A 20,275-nucleotide genomic window follows, 5' to 3' on the forward strand; every position below is an offset into this window, starting at 1 on the left:
ATGTCAGAAAATACAACCAGCGATCCACAGCAGCCGGTCTCGCAACAACTCCAGATCGAACTCGGTCAGCAGGAGGCCGAGGGTATTTACTCGAATCTTGCGATTATCACCCACTCGCCTGCCGAGTTTATCATCGACTTTACGCGTGTCACTCCTGGCGTGCCACGCGCTCGGGTGCATGCTCGAATCATCATGACGCCGCAGCATTTTAAGTTGCTCCTCAACGCGATGAAGGAGAACATGGACCGCTTCGAGTCGCAGTACGGGCAAGTCCGTACTGAAGGCCAGGGCGAGCATGCGTTCGGTTTCCGGACTAGCGGCCCGCCGCAGGTACCTGAGGCAGGTGGAAACAAAGTGCACTAAGCCAACAGAATCACGTGAGCCGTCCTCTCACTTGGCGCAGTCAGACATTCATCTTTGCGTGTTTGGCTGCGCTGCTGGCGGCGACGTGTGGATGCGGCTCCTCTCGATCTCGTGGCAATCTCAGCGGCGCGATGGATAAGGCGTCTCACCCAAGTGGCGATGATGCGTCCACGAAGCAAGAGCGGGAGAGAGAGCAGGAACGCGAGCGAGAAAAGGAACGCGAGCGGAGGCGCGAGGAGCATACACCACCCGTCGTTGTCCTCGTCCCCGATGGTGGGAGTACTTCGGTCGATACGAGTGTGTTAGCAGCACCCAAGGATAGCAAAGACACGTACGGGAATGTAGCTCCTTCTAGTACTCAATCGATTCAGACTCCGACATTTTCTGATGCTCCGGATGGTACATGGATCGGTGCTTCGTTCGAATCGGGATTGGTAGATCAGACTACTTATTATGGAATTCACAGCGTCGCCTTACGCCTCGGGGGCTTCCTGAAAAGAGATGTTCGTCTCGATCTCGAATTGGACGGTGCATGGGCATCGATTCAGACTACGAACGGGCTCTCCAAGTCAATCGACGGGACTGCGCTTTTCGGTATTGATTTGCGTGTCAATTGGTTTCTTACGCCGCCGTACACATTCTTTGGTCTCTATCTTTTCGGCGGAATGGGTTATCAATACATGGGCTGGAGTTATCGCAATTCATTCTTGGCAAACGATGGTACACTCATTGAGAGCGACGGCATTCAGGGCCTGAATATTTTTGCGGGCGCTGGATTTGATCTGGTGCAGACTGCCGGCTTCCAATTGGGGCTTGAGGCTCGCCCTGGCATTGCGCTTTGGATCGGACAGACCGATCAGGGCTACACGAATAATACCTTTTCGCCACTCTGGTATATCCGTGTCGGCCCATCTGTGATCGTTCGCTTCTGAGCGAATATCGCATCCGATCGAATATCTTGTCGTAATTTTGTATTCAACGATCATTCACTCGCATGCACACACTCACTGCCATCTACCGCTCGCCGGGTAGTAAAGAAGAATTCGACACGCACTACAAAGAAGTCCATACTCCGCTCGCCAGGCAAATGGAAGGCTTGCGGCGGATGGAAGTCACATGGGTCGATAAGATGCTGACCCCGTCGAACGACACCCTCCCCGCAGCGCCTCATCTTATTTGCACGATGTATTTCGACAGTGCTGAAGCGCTGAATGCGTCAATGAAATCCCCGAACAGCCGCGCTGCCGCAAAAGACTTGATGTCATTTGCGGGACCGCTCGTATCGATGATTACCGGACATACTGAGGACATACCATTATAGCACATGCCAAGAAAATCCTCGCAAGAGCTAAGCCCATATCAAGAGAAGCGTTCGTTCGATTTCTCACATGTTCTCTATGAGAAAAACGATTACGTCGCAACCCTTACAATCAATCGCCCGGAAGTCCTCAATTGCCTGAATCTAACGACGCTACGCGAGATGATGGTGGCAATCGAGGATGCCGCGTGGGACGATGATATTGCGGTGCTCGTAATCACGGGTGCTGGCGATGTGGCCTTCTCGACCGGGGCCGATCTTTCAGAACAGGAAGAGTTCTTCCTCGGTAACCCAGAAGACTACTACAAGTGGATGCGTGTGTTCATTGAGATGCACGAGCGACTCCGCAACATCGGCAAGCCCACTGTGGCACGACTCAATGGTATGGTCGTGGGCGGAGGCAATGAGGTAAATCTCTCGTGCGATCTTGCGATCGCCGCCGACCACGTCATTATCAAGCAGGTGGGTGCCGCGCGCGGAAGTGTGGCTGCCGCCGGCGCGACACAATGGCTGCCGCTGATGGTCGGCGAGCGCCGTGCCCGCGAGATTCTCTTCCTCTGCGAAGATATCCCTGCCGAAAAGGCGCTCGCGTGGGGCCTTGTCAATGAGGTCGTTCCAAAGGAGGATCTGGATCGGGCAGTTGCCAGGCTCTGTGAGAAGCTGTATAACAAACTTCCCGAATGCCTACGTTATACGAAGCAAAATCTCAACTTCTGGAAGGATTTTTCATGGCACATGACCATCGGTCATGCGCGCGATTGGCTATCGATCCACAATCTTTCCCCGGAAGTAACCGAGGGCATCAGCGCCTTCACTGAGAAGCGCCCGGTTAACTATAAGAAGATCCGAAAACGGTCTGGATAAATGAACGGTCCCTCATAAAGGTGATTGAAACTCACCCGCGTGGAATTCGTTCTATGATCGAAATGGAAAACTTCGCCAATCCCCCATATACTTTCACCCCTGAAGCCATTCAGCTTGTCGGTGAAGCGCGTCTTGCCTACGTGCGCAAGGTCTACTCTTATTTTTCGATTGCGGTTGCCAGTGCAATTGCCGGCACAATGATCGCGATGGAGAGCGGCCTTGCCTTTTCCTTCGCGCATTCGCCGATCATCGGTATGATCGTATTCTTTGGATCGATCTGGTTTGCTTCCAAGAGTGCGAACAATCCAAGCCGGGCTGTCCCGACGTTAAGCGTCGCAACGTTTGTCAGCGGACTATTTGTCGCACCGATGCTCTACGCTATTGCGCATGGCTATATTCGAGGCACCAGTACATCGACGATTTACGATGCACTCATTCTGAGCGGATCGATATTCGCAGGTCTTACGCTCTATACCTTCGTCAGCAAGAAGGACTTCAGCTATCTGGGCGCAAGCCTCTCGATCGGCCTTTTCATGCTCATCGGGATAATGTTCGTCAACTTCTTTGTGCAGTCCACGACGCTGGATCTCGGACTCTCCGTCATCGGTGTCGTGATCTTTTCAGGGTTTATTCTGGTCGACACTTCTCGCATTCTCCGGCGAGCACATGAAGTGCCACCAACACTCGCAGCCTTAAGCCTTTACCTCGATTTTCTGAATCTCTTTATGATGATCCTTCGGCTCTTAGGGGCTGGCGGACGAGACCGGCGATAGAATAGATTCGAGTGCTCAAAACCAACATTGAGTTCTTCGACCGTCCTGCCGGGCGAGTGCTTCTCTTCATTGCGCTCGTCGTGATGATTGCGTTCATCTATCATGATGCCTGGCACATTCCTTATTTTGCGGATGATTTTCAGTGGGTTACCACTCATCCGAGCTCGACCATTTTGGGGTGCTTCATCCATACGCTCGGCGCTGACAATACTTGGTATCGACCCGTACAGGCGATGCTTCTCTCGATCATTCAGACGCTATGGAGATTCGATACGTTTCCAATTCGAATCGCCGAAATACTCGTGCATGCTATTGGCGCGGTTCTGATTTTCCATATTCTCCGAACGCTGAAGCTCAGTTCTGCCGCCTCATTGCTTGGAGCGGTTTTTTTTGCTGTGGCGCAAGTTGCCGCATTTCCGGTAATCGGTAATGATTTCCTCTCCCAAATGCTTAGCGGACTCTTTTGTCTTTCTACGTTATGGCTTCTTTACCGGGCGAAAGGAAATTGGCGCTCGAGTCGATATTATTTCGCAGTGGTTACTTATGTGCTTGCATTACTCTCCAAAGAGGCAAGCGCAGGGCTGATCATCGGAGTCGCGTTCATGCTCCTTTTCACTGCTGCCGATAAGACCTGGAACGCGAAACTACAGAGTGCAGCAGTGCGGACGCTTCCATTTGTCTTACTACTCGGCGGATACATGGTACTGCGCATGTCAATTGGTGCGAGCGCGCCATCGTTTCAGTCGGGCACATATGGCTTCAGATTTGGCATCAATATTTTCAAGAACGCAGCACTCTTTATCATGCAGGCCGCGCTTCCAACGTCAAGTCTCGCTGTGGCTCGAAATGTATACTATCGCGAATGGCTTTCACTCACCGCGACTGCTATTTTCATGGCCCTCTTTGCTCTAATTGTAATTTGGGGCTCGCTTCGATCACAATGGAAACCACTCCTCGGCTTCATCATGCTTTTTGCCGGAATTAGTCTGGTGCCGGTAATCTTTCTGAATCATGTAAGCGAGGCATATCTTTACAACGCCTTACCATACATCTCTATTCTGGTCGCAATTGCGGCCGATTCATATTTCTCAGGAGCCCAAGAGCATAAGCGCTTTCCAACTTTCGCACTCGGCGTGCTAATTCTTGCGCTCATCACAAACATCTTTGGAGATCTCGATAAAGCAAGATGTATGAGCGCCGATGGTAACCGCGGTAATCATTTACTCACACAATTCTATCCGATCGTCAAAAGCTCGCCGCCGAATAGCTACCTATACTTCATTCATCCGATGAAGGGAGGCTTTGCGTATTCAGGGTTCGCTCAACCTGGTTTTCGCGTTTGCACGAATGCCGACGGCTGGGTCGCGCGCTACACGGAAAGGCCGGATGTCTCGCTTCGCATCTTGGAAGACAGTGAGTATGTAGATTCAGTAAAGATACATCCCGGTGTTGCTTTCACGTATGATACGGTGACGCTTAAACTCAAACCGTTGTTCTGAGGGCTCACTATCTCGATTAATCCCGTACGATGCCAGACTTCAAGAATCTTCTCCTTTTCCGCGACGGTGGCGTCGCGACTATTCAACTCAACCGTCCGAAGGCGCTGAATGCGCTGAATATCGAATTGATGACCGAATTGGTCGATCTTCTCGAAGCACTGGATCAGGATACCGAAATCCGTGCGTTTGTGCTTACCGGTAGCGAACGAGCCTTCGCGGCTGGCGCCGATATTAAGGAGATGGCCGATGCGACCGCGGTCGACATGTTGATGCGCGATCAATTCGCGCGATGGGATCGGATTCGAAAAATTAAGAAGCCGATTATTGCGGCCGTATCTGGCTTCGCGCTCGGTGGCGGGTGCGAACTCATGCTCCACGCTGATATTATCATCGCGAGTGAAACGGCTCGCCTCGGGCAGCCGGAAATCCTGCTCGGTGTCATACCTGGAGCCGGTGGCACGCAGCGGTTGACACGCGCTATCGGCAAGACACTAGCTATGGAGCTGGTCTTGACGGGTCGGCAAATGACCGCCGAGGAAGCATTGAAGGCCGGTCTTGTCAATAAAGTTGTCCCTGTGGAGTTCTACCTGGAAGAAGCCCAGCGTATAGCCCGCGAAATTGCTGCCCAGCCTCCGATCGCGGTTCGGCTTGCGAAAGAGGCGATCCTCCGAGCGTTCGATACGACAATCGAAATGGGCCTCGAATTTGAGCGAAAGAACTTCTATCTGTTGTTCGCTTCGGAAGACATGCGCGAGGGTATGAAAGCATTCATTGATAAGCGAAAGCCCGAGTGGAAGGGAAAATAGTGAACCTACTTCTTCGAGCGAAGCTTTATCATTTCGCATGACACGCAAATCGCTCCAAGGGAGTATCCTCTTCATCATCGTTCTGGCTGTTGGCGGTTGTTCGGACCTCCCGACGGTCGATCAATACTTCACATTTAATGTTGTCCGTACTGTCGATTTTTCAATTCCGAATTCGATCATGCCAGATAAAGATACCGGCATTTCAGCTACTGGCAAGATCGATACCACAAAGGATTACCAACTGAATGGAACCGCAGCCTACCTTCTCCGAAGCGCAAAGATTACCAGAATTCAACTCGTGCCATCAGACCCGACACTCAGTCTTTCAAACCTCAGCTATGCGAGGCTTGTGATCGGAATGGATACTGTCGGTGATTCCATGTACGTCAATGACAAAGGAGAATACCTGCTGAATACTGCGGGTCGTGACGTGACACAACATGTCCGGGATACCTCATATTCTGCTACATTGTATTTCTCCCTGCGAAATCCGATTTCGAGCCCGGCCACCATCACGACCTACCTTACCTTCGTAAACACCGCCCTGCCGCAATGATGCAAACCGAGGAAATCCGTGAACACCAAGCCGCTGGGCTGACTTATCAAAGCGCCGGCGTCAACATCGATGCTGGTGAGGAGCTGGTTCGTCGCATTAAGCCAATGGTGCGGAAGACATTCGATCAACGAGTCCTGACCGACATCGGCGGATTCGGTGGCCTCTTCGATGCCGGTTTTCCCGGAATGACTTCTCCGGTTCTCGTCTCGAGCACCGATGGCGTCGGCACGAAGATTAAAATTGCCATCGATGCAAATCGGCACGATACGGTTGGCGAAGATCTCGTTAACCATTGCGTCAACGATATTCTTGTCTGCGGTGCCCGCCCTTTGTTTTTTCTGGACTATTTCGCTTGTGGCAAGCTTCAGGTAGAAGTTGGAGAGGCAATAATTTCTGGCTTCGTCCGTGGTTGCCAGAACAATGGTTGTGCGTTGATCGGCGGAGAAACGGCTGAGATGCCGGGCATGTATGCCGAAAGCGATTACGATCTCGCCGGCACGATTGTCGGCATTGTCGAACGCGACCGAATGTTTCGGCGCGAGAATGTTGCCGAAGGTGATATCCTGATCGGTCTTCCGAGCAGCGGTCTCCACACCAATGGATACAGTCTCGCACGCCGCGCGCTTTTTCCTCGCTATTCTCTTGATGCGACCCCAGCGCATCTCGGTGGTGAGTCTCTTGCTGACGCCTTGCTGAAGGTCCACCGTTCGTATCTAAGACCGATACTTGATTTGATCGATACCTTTGAACCTGGCCGAGACATCCACGCCCTCAGTCACATCACCGGAGGCGGCATCGTTGGTAATACCTCGCGTGTGTTACATGAGGATCTTACTCTCGATATCGATTGGAGCGCATGGTCGCGCCCTCCAATCTTTCAATTGATACAGGATGCCGGCCTGGTACCCGAAGATGATATGCGTCGCGCCTTTAATCTCGGTATCGGTCTCATTCTGATTGTCCCTCCTACTACCGCCGATGCGATTGAATCGTCTCTCCGGTCATCCGGTGAAGCGCCAGTTCGAATCGGCTCTGTCGTTCGAAGGTAGATCACGTTGGAAACCATCGATCAAGTCCTTCGAGAACGCTTCCATCTCGATGCGTTTCGTCCCATGCAACGCGAAGCCATCGAAGCAACCTTAGCTGGCCGCGACGTGTCTGTTGTCATGCCAACCGGCGGTGGGAAATCGCTATGCTACCAGCTTCCAGCCTGCATTTTGCCGGGTGTCACACTCATCGTTTCCCCCCTCATTGCGTTGATGAAAGATCAGGCAGACCGCCTGACTAAACTCGGTATCTCAGCGATTGCACTGAACAGCACGCTCTCAAGGTCGCAGGGTGAAAGTGTCATGCATCGCGCTGCAACCGGCGGCATTAAGGTTATCTTCACCTCGCCAGAACGACTCGAAACATCCGCATTCAAAGAGTCACTTGATTCTTTAGATATCTCACTTGTCGCAATCGACGAAGCCCATTGCATCAGCGAGTGGGGCCATGATTTTCGAACGTCCTATCGCCGACTGCCTCTCTTATTCGAGCTGTTCCGGAAGCGGCCACCAGTCATTGCTCTCACTGCTACCGCGACGCCGGAGGTGCGTGCCGATATCTGCCATTTGCTTGCCCTCCGCGATCCGTTTGAAATCGTAACCGGCTTCGAACGGCCCAACATTGCGTATGGCGTCATGCAAGAATGCGATAAGGATGCGCGCCTCAAAGATATTATACTGTCTATCGGCGAGTCTCCTGCCATCGTTTACGGCTCTACTCGGAAATCGGTCGAGAAGATTTCCGACACGCTCCGCTCTTCTGCCGTCTCTGTCGAAAGTTATCATGCCGGTATCTCCTCGGCGCTTCGTCGCAGAACTCAGGATCGATATGCATCCGGCAAGGCCCGTGTGATTGTCGCTACAAGTGCCTTCGGAATGGGCATCGACAAACCGGATATACGTGCCGTCATCCATTACGACGTGCCTGGATCGCTCGAAGCCTATTATCAAGAATCTGGCCGCGCAGGCCGCGATGGTGCGCCTGCCCATGCCGTCCTCTTCTTTAGCGAGAAAGACGTCCAGATGCAGCGTTTCCTGATTCGCTCCAACTCGCCAACCGAAGCCGAAGTCAAGTCCGTCTATACCGCGCTGCATGAAATTGCTGGCAATGCAATTGGCTCTCATACATCGAACATTTTGACGATCGATGAGCGCGCGATCCTCGAACGAATTCCAAAACCATTTTCGCCTGTCGAGCGCAGTGTCGAAGTGCTCGAACGTCTCGGCCATATCCGCCAGCACCGTGGGCTGGCCCATGAGGAACGAGCCAAGATCCAATTTACGGCGACGCCGCGGCGCGTCGAGGAAGTGTTATTTAAGTCGACCAGCGTTCCCGTCAAAGAGACACTTGGCGCGCTGATCCGATCACTGGCACCACAGGCCTACGAAGCCGAAGTCTTCTTCGAACCCTCGCAACTCTTTGAGCGATTCTCGCTTGACCCCGAATCTTTTAGACTCGGAATCCGAACGCTCGAAGGCCTTGGCATTGCCAAGTATTCCGCGCCGAACAAGCCCCGCACCGGTTCCACAGTCTTCCATCTCTCTTTCAATGAACCACGAATGGCGTTACAGCACCTCGATATCGATGCCGCGGAGCTCCAACTCCACTACGAAGCCAACCTGGCGAAGCTCGACCAAATGATCCGCTATGCGACCGAGTGGTCTTGCCGTCGCAATGCCATCTTGAATTACTTCGGTGAGCGAACCAGCACCGCCTGTGGGCAGTGTGATGTCTGCATTGCGAGGTCCCGGTCGTAATTACTTTACCCCAAGGGAATCTCGGATAGCTGTATAGACCATCCCCGCTCTTGCCGCATCCCCGCCGATCGATTTAGATTCTGCGAGATATTTGTCTTTCGATGTGCCGAAGTCTTTGTACAGCGAGTCCAGCCGTCGTTTTGTCTCTATCGTGTCCGAGGTAGGCGTAAGACTGCCTCGTAGCCGTATCAGCGACAATGTCGTCCGAACATACCGCGCATCATCGGATGAAAGCGACGGCTTTCCCTTGCACCCAAAAATAATCAGCAAAACGGCTGAAGCCACACCCGTCAGACGGCTAAAATACTTAGAGCGCATTCAATCCCCTCTCGATGTCCTCCAATAAGTCCTCCACATCTTCTACGCCAACTGATAGCCGCACCAGTCCGTCTGTGATCCCAAGTCTTTTTCGTTGCTCCGGCGGCACCGAGCCATGCGTCATCGAGACGGGATGGCACACCAACGATTCGACACCACCAAGACTCTCGCCAAGCGTAAAGTAATGCAGCTCTTTCGTAAATACTTTTGCTTTCGCGAGGCTTCCAGTATTGATCGAAATCATCCCGCCAAAATCTTTCATTTGACGAAGTGCCAACTCGTGTTGCGGGTGTGTGGGCAGTCCCGGATAGTGGACTTTCACGATTCGCTTGTCACTGTGCAGCCGCTCCGCAATGATTTGCGCGTTGTTCGAATGCGCCCGCATACGCAGCGCAAGTGTCTTGACACTTCTCAGCATTAGCCATGAATCGAATGGCGAGGCAATTGCGCCATATGCGTTTTGGTAGAACTTGATCTTCTCCGCGTACGCATCCTTCGATGTCACCACTACTCCACCGATCACATCCGAGTGACCGCCAAGATATTTCGTTGCTGAATGCAGGACGATATCGATGCCGAAATCAAGCGGGTTTTGCAGGTAGGGCGACATGAATGTGTTATCGACCACACTCATCACTTTCGCCTTCTTCGCCACCTCTGCGACAGCCGCAAGATCGACCAAGTTCATCATCGGGTTGGTCGGCGTTTCGCAATAGATCAGACGAGTATTCTTCTTGATTGCACTGCTTACGTTTCCAGCTTGCCGCATATCAACGTAAGAACACTCCACGCCGAACTCTGCGAGCACTTTCGAAAAATACCGGTACGTCCCGCCATACATATCATCACCAGCAATCACATGGTCGCCGGGCCGCAGCATCGAAGTCGCCGCTGCAATGGCCGACATGCCGCTCGAAAATGCGAAGCCGTGCTTGCCATTTTCCAGCGCGGCGATACTCGTCTCCCATGCTTCACGCGTCGGATTAATGGTCCGGCCGTAATCGTATTTCACGTGATCGCCGAGCGTGTGTTGCGCGTAGGTGGAGGATTGAAAAATCGGCACCGTGACAGCGCCCGTGACTTGCTCCGGCGCCTGGCCGGCATGGATGGCTTTCGTGCTAAATCCTGACATGTTGTGGACCGTGTTTGTCTGAACCGTGATTTATGAGATGTGTTGAATTCGCATGTTAAACGATAATGCGCTCGCCTTCATCCCTCTAATACTTCGTTGCTTATCGAGAAGCGTCCTCATAGGACGTCAATGCGAGACGACCCAAGGCGGAGTCGCCTGTGCACCCCTCACGGGGTGGGATGCACTCCTCGAAATAACAATGGGAGCCCGCGGCGGAGACGCCGCGCTGGGTTCAGTGTGGGCGCTGGCCCCGGCCCGGAAGTGCCGGGAAACATGCACACGTTTATTGAATAGCGCTGCAGAGCGGCCGCCCTAATCTCAATCAGCGAATCAACATGATTGGACGCTTCTCGATCCGCCCATTCATGCGCACAACGCACTCGTACATCCCATTCGGCACATCGGCGGGATTCCACACGAAGCTATGCTCCCCTGCCCCCAACTCGCCCAAAAATATCCGCGCGACCTCCACACCCAGCAGATTCACGACCGAGACATCCGCATAGCCGCTCGACTCCGGCATGAAGGAGATTGTGGTGGACTGGGAGAAGGGATTGGGGTAGCAGTGAATTGACCTTGCAGTCTCTGACTTTCGACTTACATAGAGATTGTCCCAGTCTGAAAGCTGGCGACGCCAAACGCTGCCACGGCCAACGGACACATACACATGCTCATAGTCAGTTCCGATTGCGAGAATCTCACTGGATGGCAAACCCAGACCGATCTCCACCCAGCGATCGCCTTCATTGGTAGATTCAAATAGTCCTGAGCCTCCGACAAAGAAATTCTTGTCCATTGATGTGATTGTGGAAACGCCCTGGAATCTGGGTAGGACTTCCTCCCAGGAATCGCCATAATCAGAAGTGCGAAAGAGCTGATAGCCCAAGTCCGAAACGAAACCTGTAAAAAAGTATCTTTGGGTCGATCCGAAAAGTGTAGGGGGGAATGACATCGCCCGAATAAATGGCAAACGGTGGGCTGACCTCTTTCCATGAGCTCCCGCCATCGGTTGAGCGAAATACCCTTCCGAATGACCCGGCAAACACCGTAGTGCCAAATGCACTAATATTAGGGTAGGGATCGATAGGGCATTGAATCGGGGTCCACGTCGAGCCGGAATTCATCGATAGATTCAAGCCACCGGGAAAGGTCGAGGCAAACAGTGCAGTACCCGCAGAGACAATATAGTAGTAACGTCCAGATAAGCCATTGTCGGCCTGGGTCCAAAGCTTGCCTGAATCCAAGGAAATCGATATCCTGCTGGCACCCGCAGCAAACAGATGATCTCCGATTACTGCAAACGAGGAGGACGGACCAATCATCGTGTTCACCCAATGGTCACCGCTGTCTTCCGAATAGAATGTCCCCATTTCTGATCCCAGAAATAAGCGATTACCGAATGAGAAGATCGCATCAAGCCGAGAGCTATCAGAAGGCCTGACTTGCGCCCACTGCGCGCGCAAAGAATCGGCGCATACTAACGTCAGCGCTATGAAGAAGAAGGGAGCAATGTATCGCTTCAGAGGCATGATGATTCTGCCACTCGAAGGTTTGCTTCACCGGAATGGTGCCCCGTGTACACGCGAGCTCCAACTCGCGGACGGGCAAGCTGGAGCTTGCCCTTACACCCGCGATCCGCTACATAATCTTCAACCGCATATCGATGCCAGCCGTGATAAGGCGCGTGGGAGGACTGATGAGGCCGGAAGAGGCCGGCGTCGTGCGCTCATAGTGGTAGAAGCCTTCGACCGAGACTTGTGATGAGATAGTGTAGCTGATGCGCGGCTCGATCGTCGTCTTGGTGATACCGCCGTTGCTCGTTCCGGCCGGATTCGATTCGATCGTCCAGAAATTATAGTAATCATCGCTCGAAATCGTTTGGCTGAACATAAATTGCGCGCCAAATTGGTTTTTGAGATTGAGCTTCAGGAATGGAATCGAGAGTCCTCCGGCACGTGTGTAGTGCGCGTTGATGCCAAACGTTGTCGAGAGCCGCTTAGTGATACGCGTCGATGCGTAGTCGGCGGCCCACTCGGTCTGCGTGTCGTAGTTGAGGCTGGTCGTCAGCTGGCCGTTCCAAATCTTGTCCCACGACATATCGAATGCAATGAGCGGCCGGAATCCATAGACGACGGTTTGGAGCGATGTGAGATTGAGCGAATCTCCGGGATCTTGCCGGAAGCTCCGTTTGTATGTGCCGTTATACGCATTGCGGACACTGGCGTGATCGGCAAACCAGAACAGCGGGAATTTCTCGAGACCCGACCAACTAAACGAGTAATTCACACGCGGCAAAAACTCCCGAAGCACGCTGCTAAAGAATGGCAGTGTTTCAAAGCCCTGCATAAAGGCATCGCGCTCGATCCGATTGTGCACATCGGGTGGCAGGGAATCGTGGGCGTTCGCGACCGTCCAGCCAAGCGCCTCTACCGCCTGGCGATATTTCACGCCCACATTGAGAATGCCGCTCTGCAGCGCGCTCTCTCCAATGAACGGCAGAGGTGGAATCGAGAAGAACGTGCGAGTAACATCGCCAGACTTAATCTGATACAAGAGATTCGGATCCCCGAGATTATTGATGTGCAGCGCGTCACGCTCATCATATCCGAATGAGAGCTTCCAATTGAGATTGATCGATGCGCCGTTCCAGAGCGGACGGCTCGTCGCCAATTCGAAATTATTCGTCTCGGTAAACGCATCGGTGACATCGACCGACCCGCCGAACGGATCGCCTTGTCGCAAGCCAGGCCGTACTGAGTACCAGAGGAACGGGAAGTGATTCTGCCAATGGAACAACAGCCGCCCGCTGGGATCGGTAATCAGACCAAGTTGGTATGCACGTGATGGCCCATTTTGATCGTCCTCCGGCGAGAATACTCCTCGCGCGAGGAAATTCGTGATACCAGAGTTATCGCCGGCGAGCGCATTATTCAGACTGAGATTGGTCTGTGTAAAATTAAAGCGTGTGCCGTTCCAATCGAAGAGCGGTTTTTGCACCAGCGCTTGCAGCAGGCCTTTGACTGTGATTGATGGTGTCTCGGCAACTTCCGGGACTTCCAGCACCGGCGCTTCCGGTGTCAGGATCGTATCGACGGCGAACTCACCACCCTTCTCTCCTTCTGTACCCATGCCCGGCGTATGGATCTTGCCTGCCATATCGATGCTAATTCCCGGCTGCTCGTGCTTCATCGTGTCGAGAATGTGCAACTTGCGACCGAGCGGATTCCCCGGTGATTGAATCCGCATTTGTTCTCCTCGCTCGACAGGATTGCGCGGCTGCTGATTTGGTGGGGCTCCTGGCGATTCGCGCTCCTCACCAGAGCGGCCATGAAATTCCTCTGGCAGGACGCCAAGTTCACCGCGTTCTCGTCCGCGACCGCGAATACCGCCTTGCTCCTCGCCGATTGGCTTCCCGAAGATCATCATGCCCAGATCGCGCACATTGAGTTCGATGCCGGTCGTGATCGTGTTGTTCCATGCGCCTTGCTTCGCATTCTGCAAATTCGTTTGCGTGTTCAACCAGCGATATTCGACGCGGTAATCGAAGACAGGCTTCAGCAACTTTTCCAGTCCGAACAGCCCTGGCAATCGCGGTTGCGTACCCATGTGGACCTTCTGGCTGGCATTGAAATCGACTCCGGGCCGCGCGAGTTGACCATCCTTGAAAAAGATGTCTCGCATGATGTCCTGCACACTTCGCTGATAGTAATAAACACTATCGTAATCGGCAGAGATGATATTGCCGTTTGCATCGTAGTGAACGGCGCCGTTTAACTGCGCTCGTGTTTCGAGCGGAACAAGATTACTTGAAACATCAAGCGAATAATCGAACGCTGGCGAGAGCATTCCTCCTTCGAACGGCTTCCAGTTAATCTGCATGCCACGTGTGGCATAGAACACGCGATTGATAAGAGGCACGCGGCTATTGAGGATTTCCTGGATTGCCTCCGCATCGCTCAGATCGCTTGGGAAGCTGAGGGTCGAGAGCCGGTTGAGCGAGTGGTCCCGTCCACGCGTAGCGCTGATGGCGAATGAGACTTGCGTGGGCAATGGCGTGATCTTCCACTGCGAGTATGGCCCGACCAATATCGTATTTCCCCCGATGAGCCAAGAGAATGGCGAGACGCCCCACTGTGGCAGAGGCGGCAAGCTATACCGCGCCGAACCGGTCCACGACCACGTACGATCATACTCGTATTGTGGCGAACGCAAGAATGATTCGCCGTACCCGAATCCGAAATTCAAACGGTTGACAAATCCCGGAATAAGAAAGAATGAACCGGGAAACCGGAGCGCGATGTCGCTGGCACCGAAGGAGTTCTTAACTTGCAGCGTCTCGTTGTTGAGTTGCAGCGAGTCCGCCGTCGCAAGATCGGATGCGGCGAGCGCCGGATTCGAGGCCGCATCGGCTTGGAGGGCTGCCACGGTCGTGGACAAATTGATGTCCGTATTCGCGATATACTTTGGCCGCACGACCGACTCGGCATGTGAAATTGTGATTGGCAATTTCGAACCACGGTCTTCCATCCATTTCGGCAGGACCTTCTGCATGGCAAACTCGCCTGTCACGTTCCACATTAAGTTCAAGGAGCGGCCGTAGTTGAACCGCTCGTCGACGCGATGGAAATCGGGCCGCTCGTTCGTCATGCCGCCCATAACGCGGCCAAACTCTGCAAGCTTCAACTCGGCCGCACCGGTATACGAGTAATCGGCATTGTCGTTGGCATCCAGCAGGCGCAATTCATCCCACCAGATATCGGTAGAGAGCGAATCCCCTGTGACCGGAATCGTGTGGTCCTCGTGGTCCGCTCCCAGCACGAAATATTGCGCGTTTGTCAGCGTCGGACTTCCAACTACTGTATAGAGCGAACCAAATACACCATCGTTCACGGGAGCCGATATGATATAATCCTTCGACTGACGTTTTGCCTTGAGCGCGGTCAGCGTGTTGAAATCCACGTGAATATTTTGCCAGCCCCGAACGAGCGGACGCCTGTACTCATAATAGTTGTATTGGTCAGTCCCAAACCGGAAGTAGACCCACGTCCGGTTGATCGTATCGTTGATCGAATTCAGCGGGCGGTCGGAAATTTGCGTGCCGGGGTTTTGGTCGCCGTGGACCCAAATCGCCATCGCGCGATAGTTGAAGAGATCGTTCGGCGATGGGAAAATGCGCTGGGCTTCGCGGCGAGTCCCGATCGGTACTTTGCGGAGCATCATGTTCAGCGATTGCTCGTTGCCAAGCAGCGTCGTGGTCTGACCCGGAATGATATCGCGCTGGACATCGGGCGGACCGGTGTAATTCGTCGGCGGACCCTGGTTATCCTCAACGCTTACATAGGAAATCCGAAGTGAGGTATCTCCAATCGGATTGGACGTGCTGAGTCCGACCGGACCCCGCGTCCACTGACTTCCAACGAGCATCAATTCGTACAATTCCAGCGCGACCGGCTTCTGGACTCCATCCATCCAAAAACGGTAATACGATATATTGCTGAAGGTTGTATCTTGGGTGCCTATGATACGTTTGAAATCCGCCAGCGGGATGCGAAGCTGATACCATGTATTATTGGTATTCCCGATCTGAAACGTATTTTGCGTCATGTCCAGCGGGATCTCATATTCGTAGTACGAATTATCAAGATTGACCGCACCGTTACCATCGAGATCTTCGTTGTCGGGTTTCAGTCCGGCCTGAGCATCCGTCGAGTTGCCTTCCTGGCCATTGATATGGTCACAATCAGAGCCATAATCATCATTGTTCGGATCGGCCGGATTCCAAGGCGTGATATTCAGACTTTGGAACTTAGCCTGTTCTGCGGCATCATCCATGCCGTCCAACCCGAGGTCTTCATTGGGATCGTAGCGCCCGCTATTGTTGATATCTTCGTTATCGAGCCGCCCGTTGGGAATAACATCTTCGGAAACACGACCGATGTCGAGACGAAGTTTTGCGTTCGGCCTGTCGATGTCATCGAGGTTATCGACCTTGATCCATACCTGAATGGCATCGGTGTTGGTTGCGGCGACATTCAGACCCGGTGCATACTGCACCATCCCACCCCATTTGTCGGGATTCGGGACATTGGAGGGATTCGGGTTGTAAATGCCAGGCCGCGTTGGATCGAAGGAAATATTCATCGTCTGCGCAGTGGTACCCGGCGCAACGCTCTTATTCGGCTTGATATCGGTGATAGCTGGAAACTGCGCAGGCCAGCACCAGGTCATTTTTCCCTTGATCCGGTTGATGGGGTTCGACCAATAGTTGGTGTCCGTGCCGGGATACTTCGCAATCATGGCACTATCGGCCGGTTGCGATGATGGGTGCCAGCGGCCATAGTTCGTATAGAGCGGGAATTCGTTGAGACCGCCTTCGAAATCATCGAGATACGCGATCGACGCGCCATTGTCGACCGCCATCGGCGATTTCTCCGTGTTGGGATTCGGCAGCGAAATCGCCGCATCGGCCTTGACGCTTAACTCCGATTTATCCTTGAGATTAAAGATTGGCAGTGCATTCAGTGCGTCCGTGATCATCGGCATATCGAACTTGTACCCGGCATCGAATCCCCAGATCCAGTTCGATAGCGGTTCCTCGCCTTGCCGCGTCTTGAGCGTCGGCAAGTGCATCGAGTAGTTCATAAACGTCGTCCCGATCGAGCCGCGCATGACATTCGAGGCATCGATCAGCGGGACCTCGGCGCGGAAGCCGAGTACGTTCTTTGTCGCGTTCGTAAAAATATCATGTACGTCATACTCGACGTTCAAGGCGCTCGCGCCGGTCACGTAATCCGGGTTCAGGATCGTCACCGTGCCACTGGCATAATCGACGCGGTAGTCCTTGCCCTCCGTAAGCTGCGTGGCGCCGCTCGTGACCTTTACGCTTCCTTCGACGAGATTAAATGCATTCAGCACGAGCGTGGACGATACACCGCCACTAAACTTAATATTGATTGAAGTCTGCTTCGTCTCGGTATTCCGTAGTCTTTCCTGCTCGGTATTGTAAATCTCCGGTATATAGAAATTGGAATCGGGCTTGAACTTCACAGGGTCGAGCGTCTTCTGCACATCATTGAATCTCTTCATGTGTTCGCCGAACGGCTCGATATACGGAAAAACAAGCGTGCCGCTTTTGGGATCAATGATGAAGTCATCCTTCACAAATTGCTGACCAAAATCGGTAAGGCCGTCTGGCGTTGGATCACTCTGTCCCGAGCTGTTGCTATAGCGATCGAGTCCAAGGATCGAGATCGCCTTCATTTGTTTTTTGAATGGCGGCTTGCCTGCGGTCTGAATATACTCGTCCTGTCCACCGCGCGGGTTTTGGTACAGGATTCGTAGCGAGAAGTCTTTATCGGTGAATGCCTGACCACCCATGTAGTAGGTGTTCTTAACGACGTTCTTCCATGCAGCAAAAGTCGGGTTCTTAAATGTCGCCCTCGGCTTGAGAAGTTTTAAAACGATCGGGCCCTGACCACCGACCGCAGCCTCGCCATACCGGTCAAACGGTGCATTGTTCTTGTAAACTGGAAAACTGACTGCGAGCGCAAACTGCTGGTCATCAGGCTCCTGATTGAGAATAAGAATACCGGTATACGGGTCGTAAGTATAACGGGTCGAATCCATTTTGAGCCAATAGCCCGCTTGGACAACGTCGTTGCTGCCTTGCGCGGACATGTTACGATACGAAGGTGCATAACCACTACCCTCAAGCGGCAGATTGTACCAAGCCACCGCCGTCGTCGCATGGTCATTTGTTTGCTGGTTGGTCTGCACCCAAACTTCGATCCGACCAGAACTTAACCCGTCTGGAATATACTCTCCGCCGCCTTTAGTAATAAAGCCAGGATCGCGCGGTATGGCAGCACAATACGGCTCATAGTACTTGATATATGCCGTGTCGAGCCAGAAGCGATTGCGGCGGTATTCCCATGGCTTGATCACATGTTCCACAGCCGTGCCGGCCCCGCCGCCGAACGAGCGATTTTGTCGCTCGCCTTTCTTTTGCGCGGCAAGCGCCGTGACATAGACCGGACCAAAGCGTGTGACTGCCTTCAGACCGAAGAGATCGTTTTGGATTCCGATGTATTTCGAGGGCGTGTTGAAGGTAACGTTACCGGCATCGAAGGTCTGGAGGATCTCATCTGGATAGCCGACGTAATTGAACTTGAGCAGATTATCGAACTGGAACATCCGGTCCGAACCCCAGTCGGCGCCGATCTTGAGCTTATCGCCTATGGTACCGTTGGTCGACACGTTAATCTCTTGCTTGAAATCAAGTCCGGTCTCCGAGCCGTAGAAATTCGTGCCGGTAGTCGCGTACGTCTGCTGATCGCGATAGGCCAGATGGATGGCGACATCGCCGTTGACTCTGAGATTGATCGAGGGCCGTCCGAAAATGGTCGGTACGATCGAAGGCGGGATTGGAATCGAGATATTGCCGTAATCACCGAGGATACCGGTGGACGCTTCGACGGATTTACCTGTGTCGAGTTGATGGTGCAGCGTCTTCTCGAATCCGGCCGTGATGGAATTCTCCTGTGACTTGCGAAGGTAATCCTCGAAGCTATAACTCGATGGAATGCGGACATCGCTGCCCAAAAATACATCCCGCTGAGTGACATTGCCGCTGGAATCGTATTCCGTTTTGCGCGTGACCTCCGGCTTGAGGAAGCCGGGTGGTACCAGCGGTTCTTCCGTGACGACTGGGGAAGGCTGCTCGGGCAAAGGAGGTGCCGTTACCGGATAGCCCTTGGTCGTGTCCTTGCCAAAAAGTTGATTGAACAGGTTCGAGACCTTGTGCGAGAGCGAATCGTACTTCTGCTCGAAGATGCTTTTGCTGGTGTCCTGCGGATTCGACGTATCGACAACTCCGGGTGTCGCTCTCTCCTTTTGCGTTTCCTTGGCCCGTTTGCACGCACTGAGCCCCAACATCGAGACGAGCACCAGCACCACCGCATAATGCGGCGCGGCGAAGTCCCTTCCGAAAAAGCGCGCGAGCGAAGTGTGTCGTACCAAAAACGATCGACCCGATGCTAATTCAAAAACCGTCACTGCAGTCGCAATGACGCCAATTCAAAATGATCTAAACAGTTACAAGGAGTCGATAGCGTCGTCTGTTAGTGTATGGATTCGGGGAAAGCGGATGATCGAAAAGCCGCGAGTTCCGGCGGTGAACCAAAAGCCATGAAAGAACTACGAGAGGAAATTCATGCTGTTTCAACAGGTCGCATTTGCGGGTTGTTCCAAATTACGGGATTTTGAGTGTGACCCAGGTACGGGAAAGGGCCTTCATGGCCATCTTTTGCCAAGATATTGAACTCAATCGGCTATCGATGGGTTACGTGCGCCGCTACAACCACGGTTGTGGTAGCATCGCAATCGGGCAGGTCGCGGTGTTCATAATCAATCACAGCGTAAAAGCCACTTCTATCGATACATGCCGACAATTAATCAGTTAGTCCGATTGGGCCGCCAGGAGCTGACATTCAAGTCCAAGTCTCCCGCCCTGAAGAACAGCCCGCAACGCCGAGGCGTCTGCACCCGAGTTTACACGACAACACCGAAAAAGCCAAATTCGGCGTTGCGCAAGGTTGCGCGCGTCAAGCTTTCGAACGGCATGGAAGTCTCGGCCTACATTCCGGGAGAAGGGCACAACCTTCAGGAGCATTCAATCGTCATGATCCGTGGCGGCCGCGTCAAGGATTTACCGGGCGTTCGGTACCATATTATTCGTGGCACGCTGGACACCCAGGGCGTCCAAAATCGCAAGCAGGCACGCTCGAAATACGGCGCGAAAAGGCCTAAGTAAGTGTTCAAGTACTAAGCGCTAAGATGCTTAG

16 protein-coding genes are annotated in these 20,275 nt (G+C 53.2%); 11 read left to right on the forward strand and 5 right to left on the reverse strand.

The genetic code is table 11. From position 1 onward, the window contains the following. The 10 genes from Q8902_05985 to Q8902_06030 all read left to right on the forward strand — a co-directional run bounded on the left by Q8902_05985 (nucleotide 1) and on the right by Q8902_06030 (nucleotide 8,983). Nucleotides 1-363, forward strand: coding sequence for a DUF3467 domain-containing protein (locus Q8902_05985; protein ID MDP4199101.1), 363 nt, complete (start codon nucleotides 1-3; stop codon nucleotides 361-363). A 14-nt stretch (nucleotides 364-377) separates the two neighbouring features. Next, nucleotides 378-1,295 carry a hypothetical protein gene (locus Q8902_05990; GenBank protein ID MDP4199102.1) on the forward strand — a complete coding sequence of 306 codons (918 nt, stop codon included), beginning with the start codon at nucleotides 378-380 and terminating at the stop codon, nucleotides 1,293-1,295. A gap of 62 nt (nucleotides 1,296-1,357) precedes the next feature. Next, entirely contained in the window at nucleotides 1,358-1,684 is a 327-nt protein-coding gene (locus tag Q8902_05995) for an EthD family reductase (GenBank protein ID MDP4199103.1), read from the forward strand. A 3-nt stretch (nucleotides 1,685-1,687) separates the two neighbouring features. Further along, nucleotides 1,688-2,545, forward strand: a complete 858-nt coding sequence (locus tag Q8902_06000) for an enoyl-CoA hydratase/isomerase family protein (protein ID MDP4199104.1) — start codon at nucleotides 1,688-1,690, stop codon at nucleotides 2,543-2,545. Nucleotides 2,546-2,607: 62 nt separating this feature from the next. After that, entirely contained in the window at nucleotides 2,608-3,318 is a 711-nt protein-coding gene (locus Q8902_06005; GenBank protein MDP4199105.1) for a Bax inhibitor-1/YccA family protein, read from the forward strand. An 11-nt stretch (nucleotides 3,319-3,329) separates the two neighbouring features. Then, on the forward strand, nucleotides 3,330-4,817 hold the full coding sequence (locus Q8902_06010) for a glycosyltransferase family 39 protein (GenBank protein ID MDP4199106.1): 1,488 nt from the start codon (nucleotides 3,330-3,332) through the stop codon (nucleotides 4,815-4,817). Between the two features lie 29 nt (nucleotides 4,818-4,846). Beyond that, the gene (locus tag Q8902_06015; GenBank protein MDP4199107.1) at nucleotides 4,847-5,623 is read left to right on the forward strand and encodes an enoyl-CoA hydratase-related protein; all 777 of its coding nucleotides are present in this window, start codon (nucleotides 4,847-4,849) and stop codon (nucleotides 5,621-5,623) included. 37 nt (nucleotides 5,624-5,660) lie between these two features. Beyond that, complete coding sequence (locus tag Q8902_06020) at nucleotides 5,661-6,179, forward strand: hypothetical protein (GenBank protein ID MDP4199108.1); 519 nt, start codon at nucleotides 5,661-5,663, stop codon at nucleotides 6,177-6,179. Next, entirely contained in the window at nucleotides 6,176-7,228 is a 1,053-nt protein-coding gene (gene purM / locus Q8902_06025) for a phosphoribosylformylglycinamidine cyclo-ligase (GenBank protein MDP4199109.1), read from the forward strand. The genes Q8902_06020 and purM overlap by 4 nt, the downstream gene beginning before the upstream one ends. A gap of 6 nt (nucleotides 7,229-7,234) precedes the next feature. Continuing rightward, nucleotides 7,235-8,983 carry an ATP-dependent DNA helicase RecQ gene (locus Q8902_06030; GenBank protein ID MDP4199110.1) on the forward strand — a complete coding sequence of 583 codons (1,749 nt, stop codon included), beginning with the start codon at nucleotides 7,235-7,237 and terminating at the stop codon, nucleotides 8,981-8,983. On the opposite strand, the gene Q8902_06035 is transcribed toward Q8902_06030, so the two are convergent. The 5 genes from Q8902_06035 to sprA all read right to left on the reverse strand — a co-directional run bounded on the left by Q8902_06035 (nucleotide 8,984) and on the right by sprA (nucleotide 19,487). Further along, nucleotides 8,984-9,301: a hypothetical protein gene (locus Q8902_06035; protein MDP4199111.1), complete on the reverse strand. Its 318-nt coding sequence runs from the start codon at nucleotides 9,299-9,301 to the stop codon at nucleotides 8,984-8,986. Continuing rightward, entirely contained in the window at nucleotides 9,291-10,433 is a 1,143-nt protein-coding gene (locus Q8902_06040; GenBank protein ID MDP4199112.1) for a PLP-dependent aspartate aminotransferase family protein, read from the reverse strand. Before Q8902_06040 ends, Q8902_06035 begins: the two co-directional genes overlap by 11 nt. Nucleotides 10,434-10,755: 322 nt before the next feature. Beyond that, complete coding sequence (locus tag Q8902_06045) at nucleotides 10,756-11,229, reverse strand: T9SS type A sorting domain-containing protein (GenBank protein MDP4199113.1); 474 nt, start codon at nucleotides 11,227-11,229, stop codon at nucleotides 10,756-10,758. A 61-nt stretch (nucleotides 11,230-11,290) separates the two neighbouring features. Next, nucleotides 11,291-11,962, reverse strand: a complete 672-nt coding sequence (locus Q8902_06050; protein ID MDP4199114.1) for a hypothetical protein — start codon at nucleotides 11,960-11,962, stop codon at nucleotides 11,291-11,293. Between the two features lie 109 nt (nucleotides 11,963-12,071). Next, nucleotides 12,072-19,487, reverse strand: coding sequence for a cell surface protein SprA (gene sprA, locus Q8902_06055; protein ID MDP4199115.1), 7,416 nt, complete (start codon nucleotides 19,485-19,487; stop codon nucleotides 12,072-12,074). A gap of 385 nt (nucleotides 19,488-19,872) precedes the next feature. Between sprA and rpsL the strand changes: the two genes are divergently transcribed. Next, nucleotides 19,873-20,244: a 30S ribosomal protein S12 gene (gene rpsL / locus Q8902_06060; GenBank protein ID MDP4199116.1), complete on the forward strand. Its 372-nt coding sequence runs from the start codon at nucleotides 19,873-19,875 to the stop codon at nucleotides 20,242-20,244. Nucleotides 20,245-20,275 lie beyond the last annotated feature (31 nt).

Source organism: Bacteroidota bacterium (assembly GCA_030706745.1).
Lineage (GTDB): Bacteria > Bacteroidota > Ignavibacteria > Palsa-1295 > Palsa-1295 > PALSA-1295.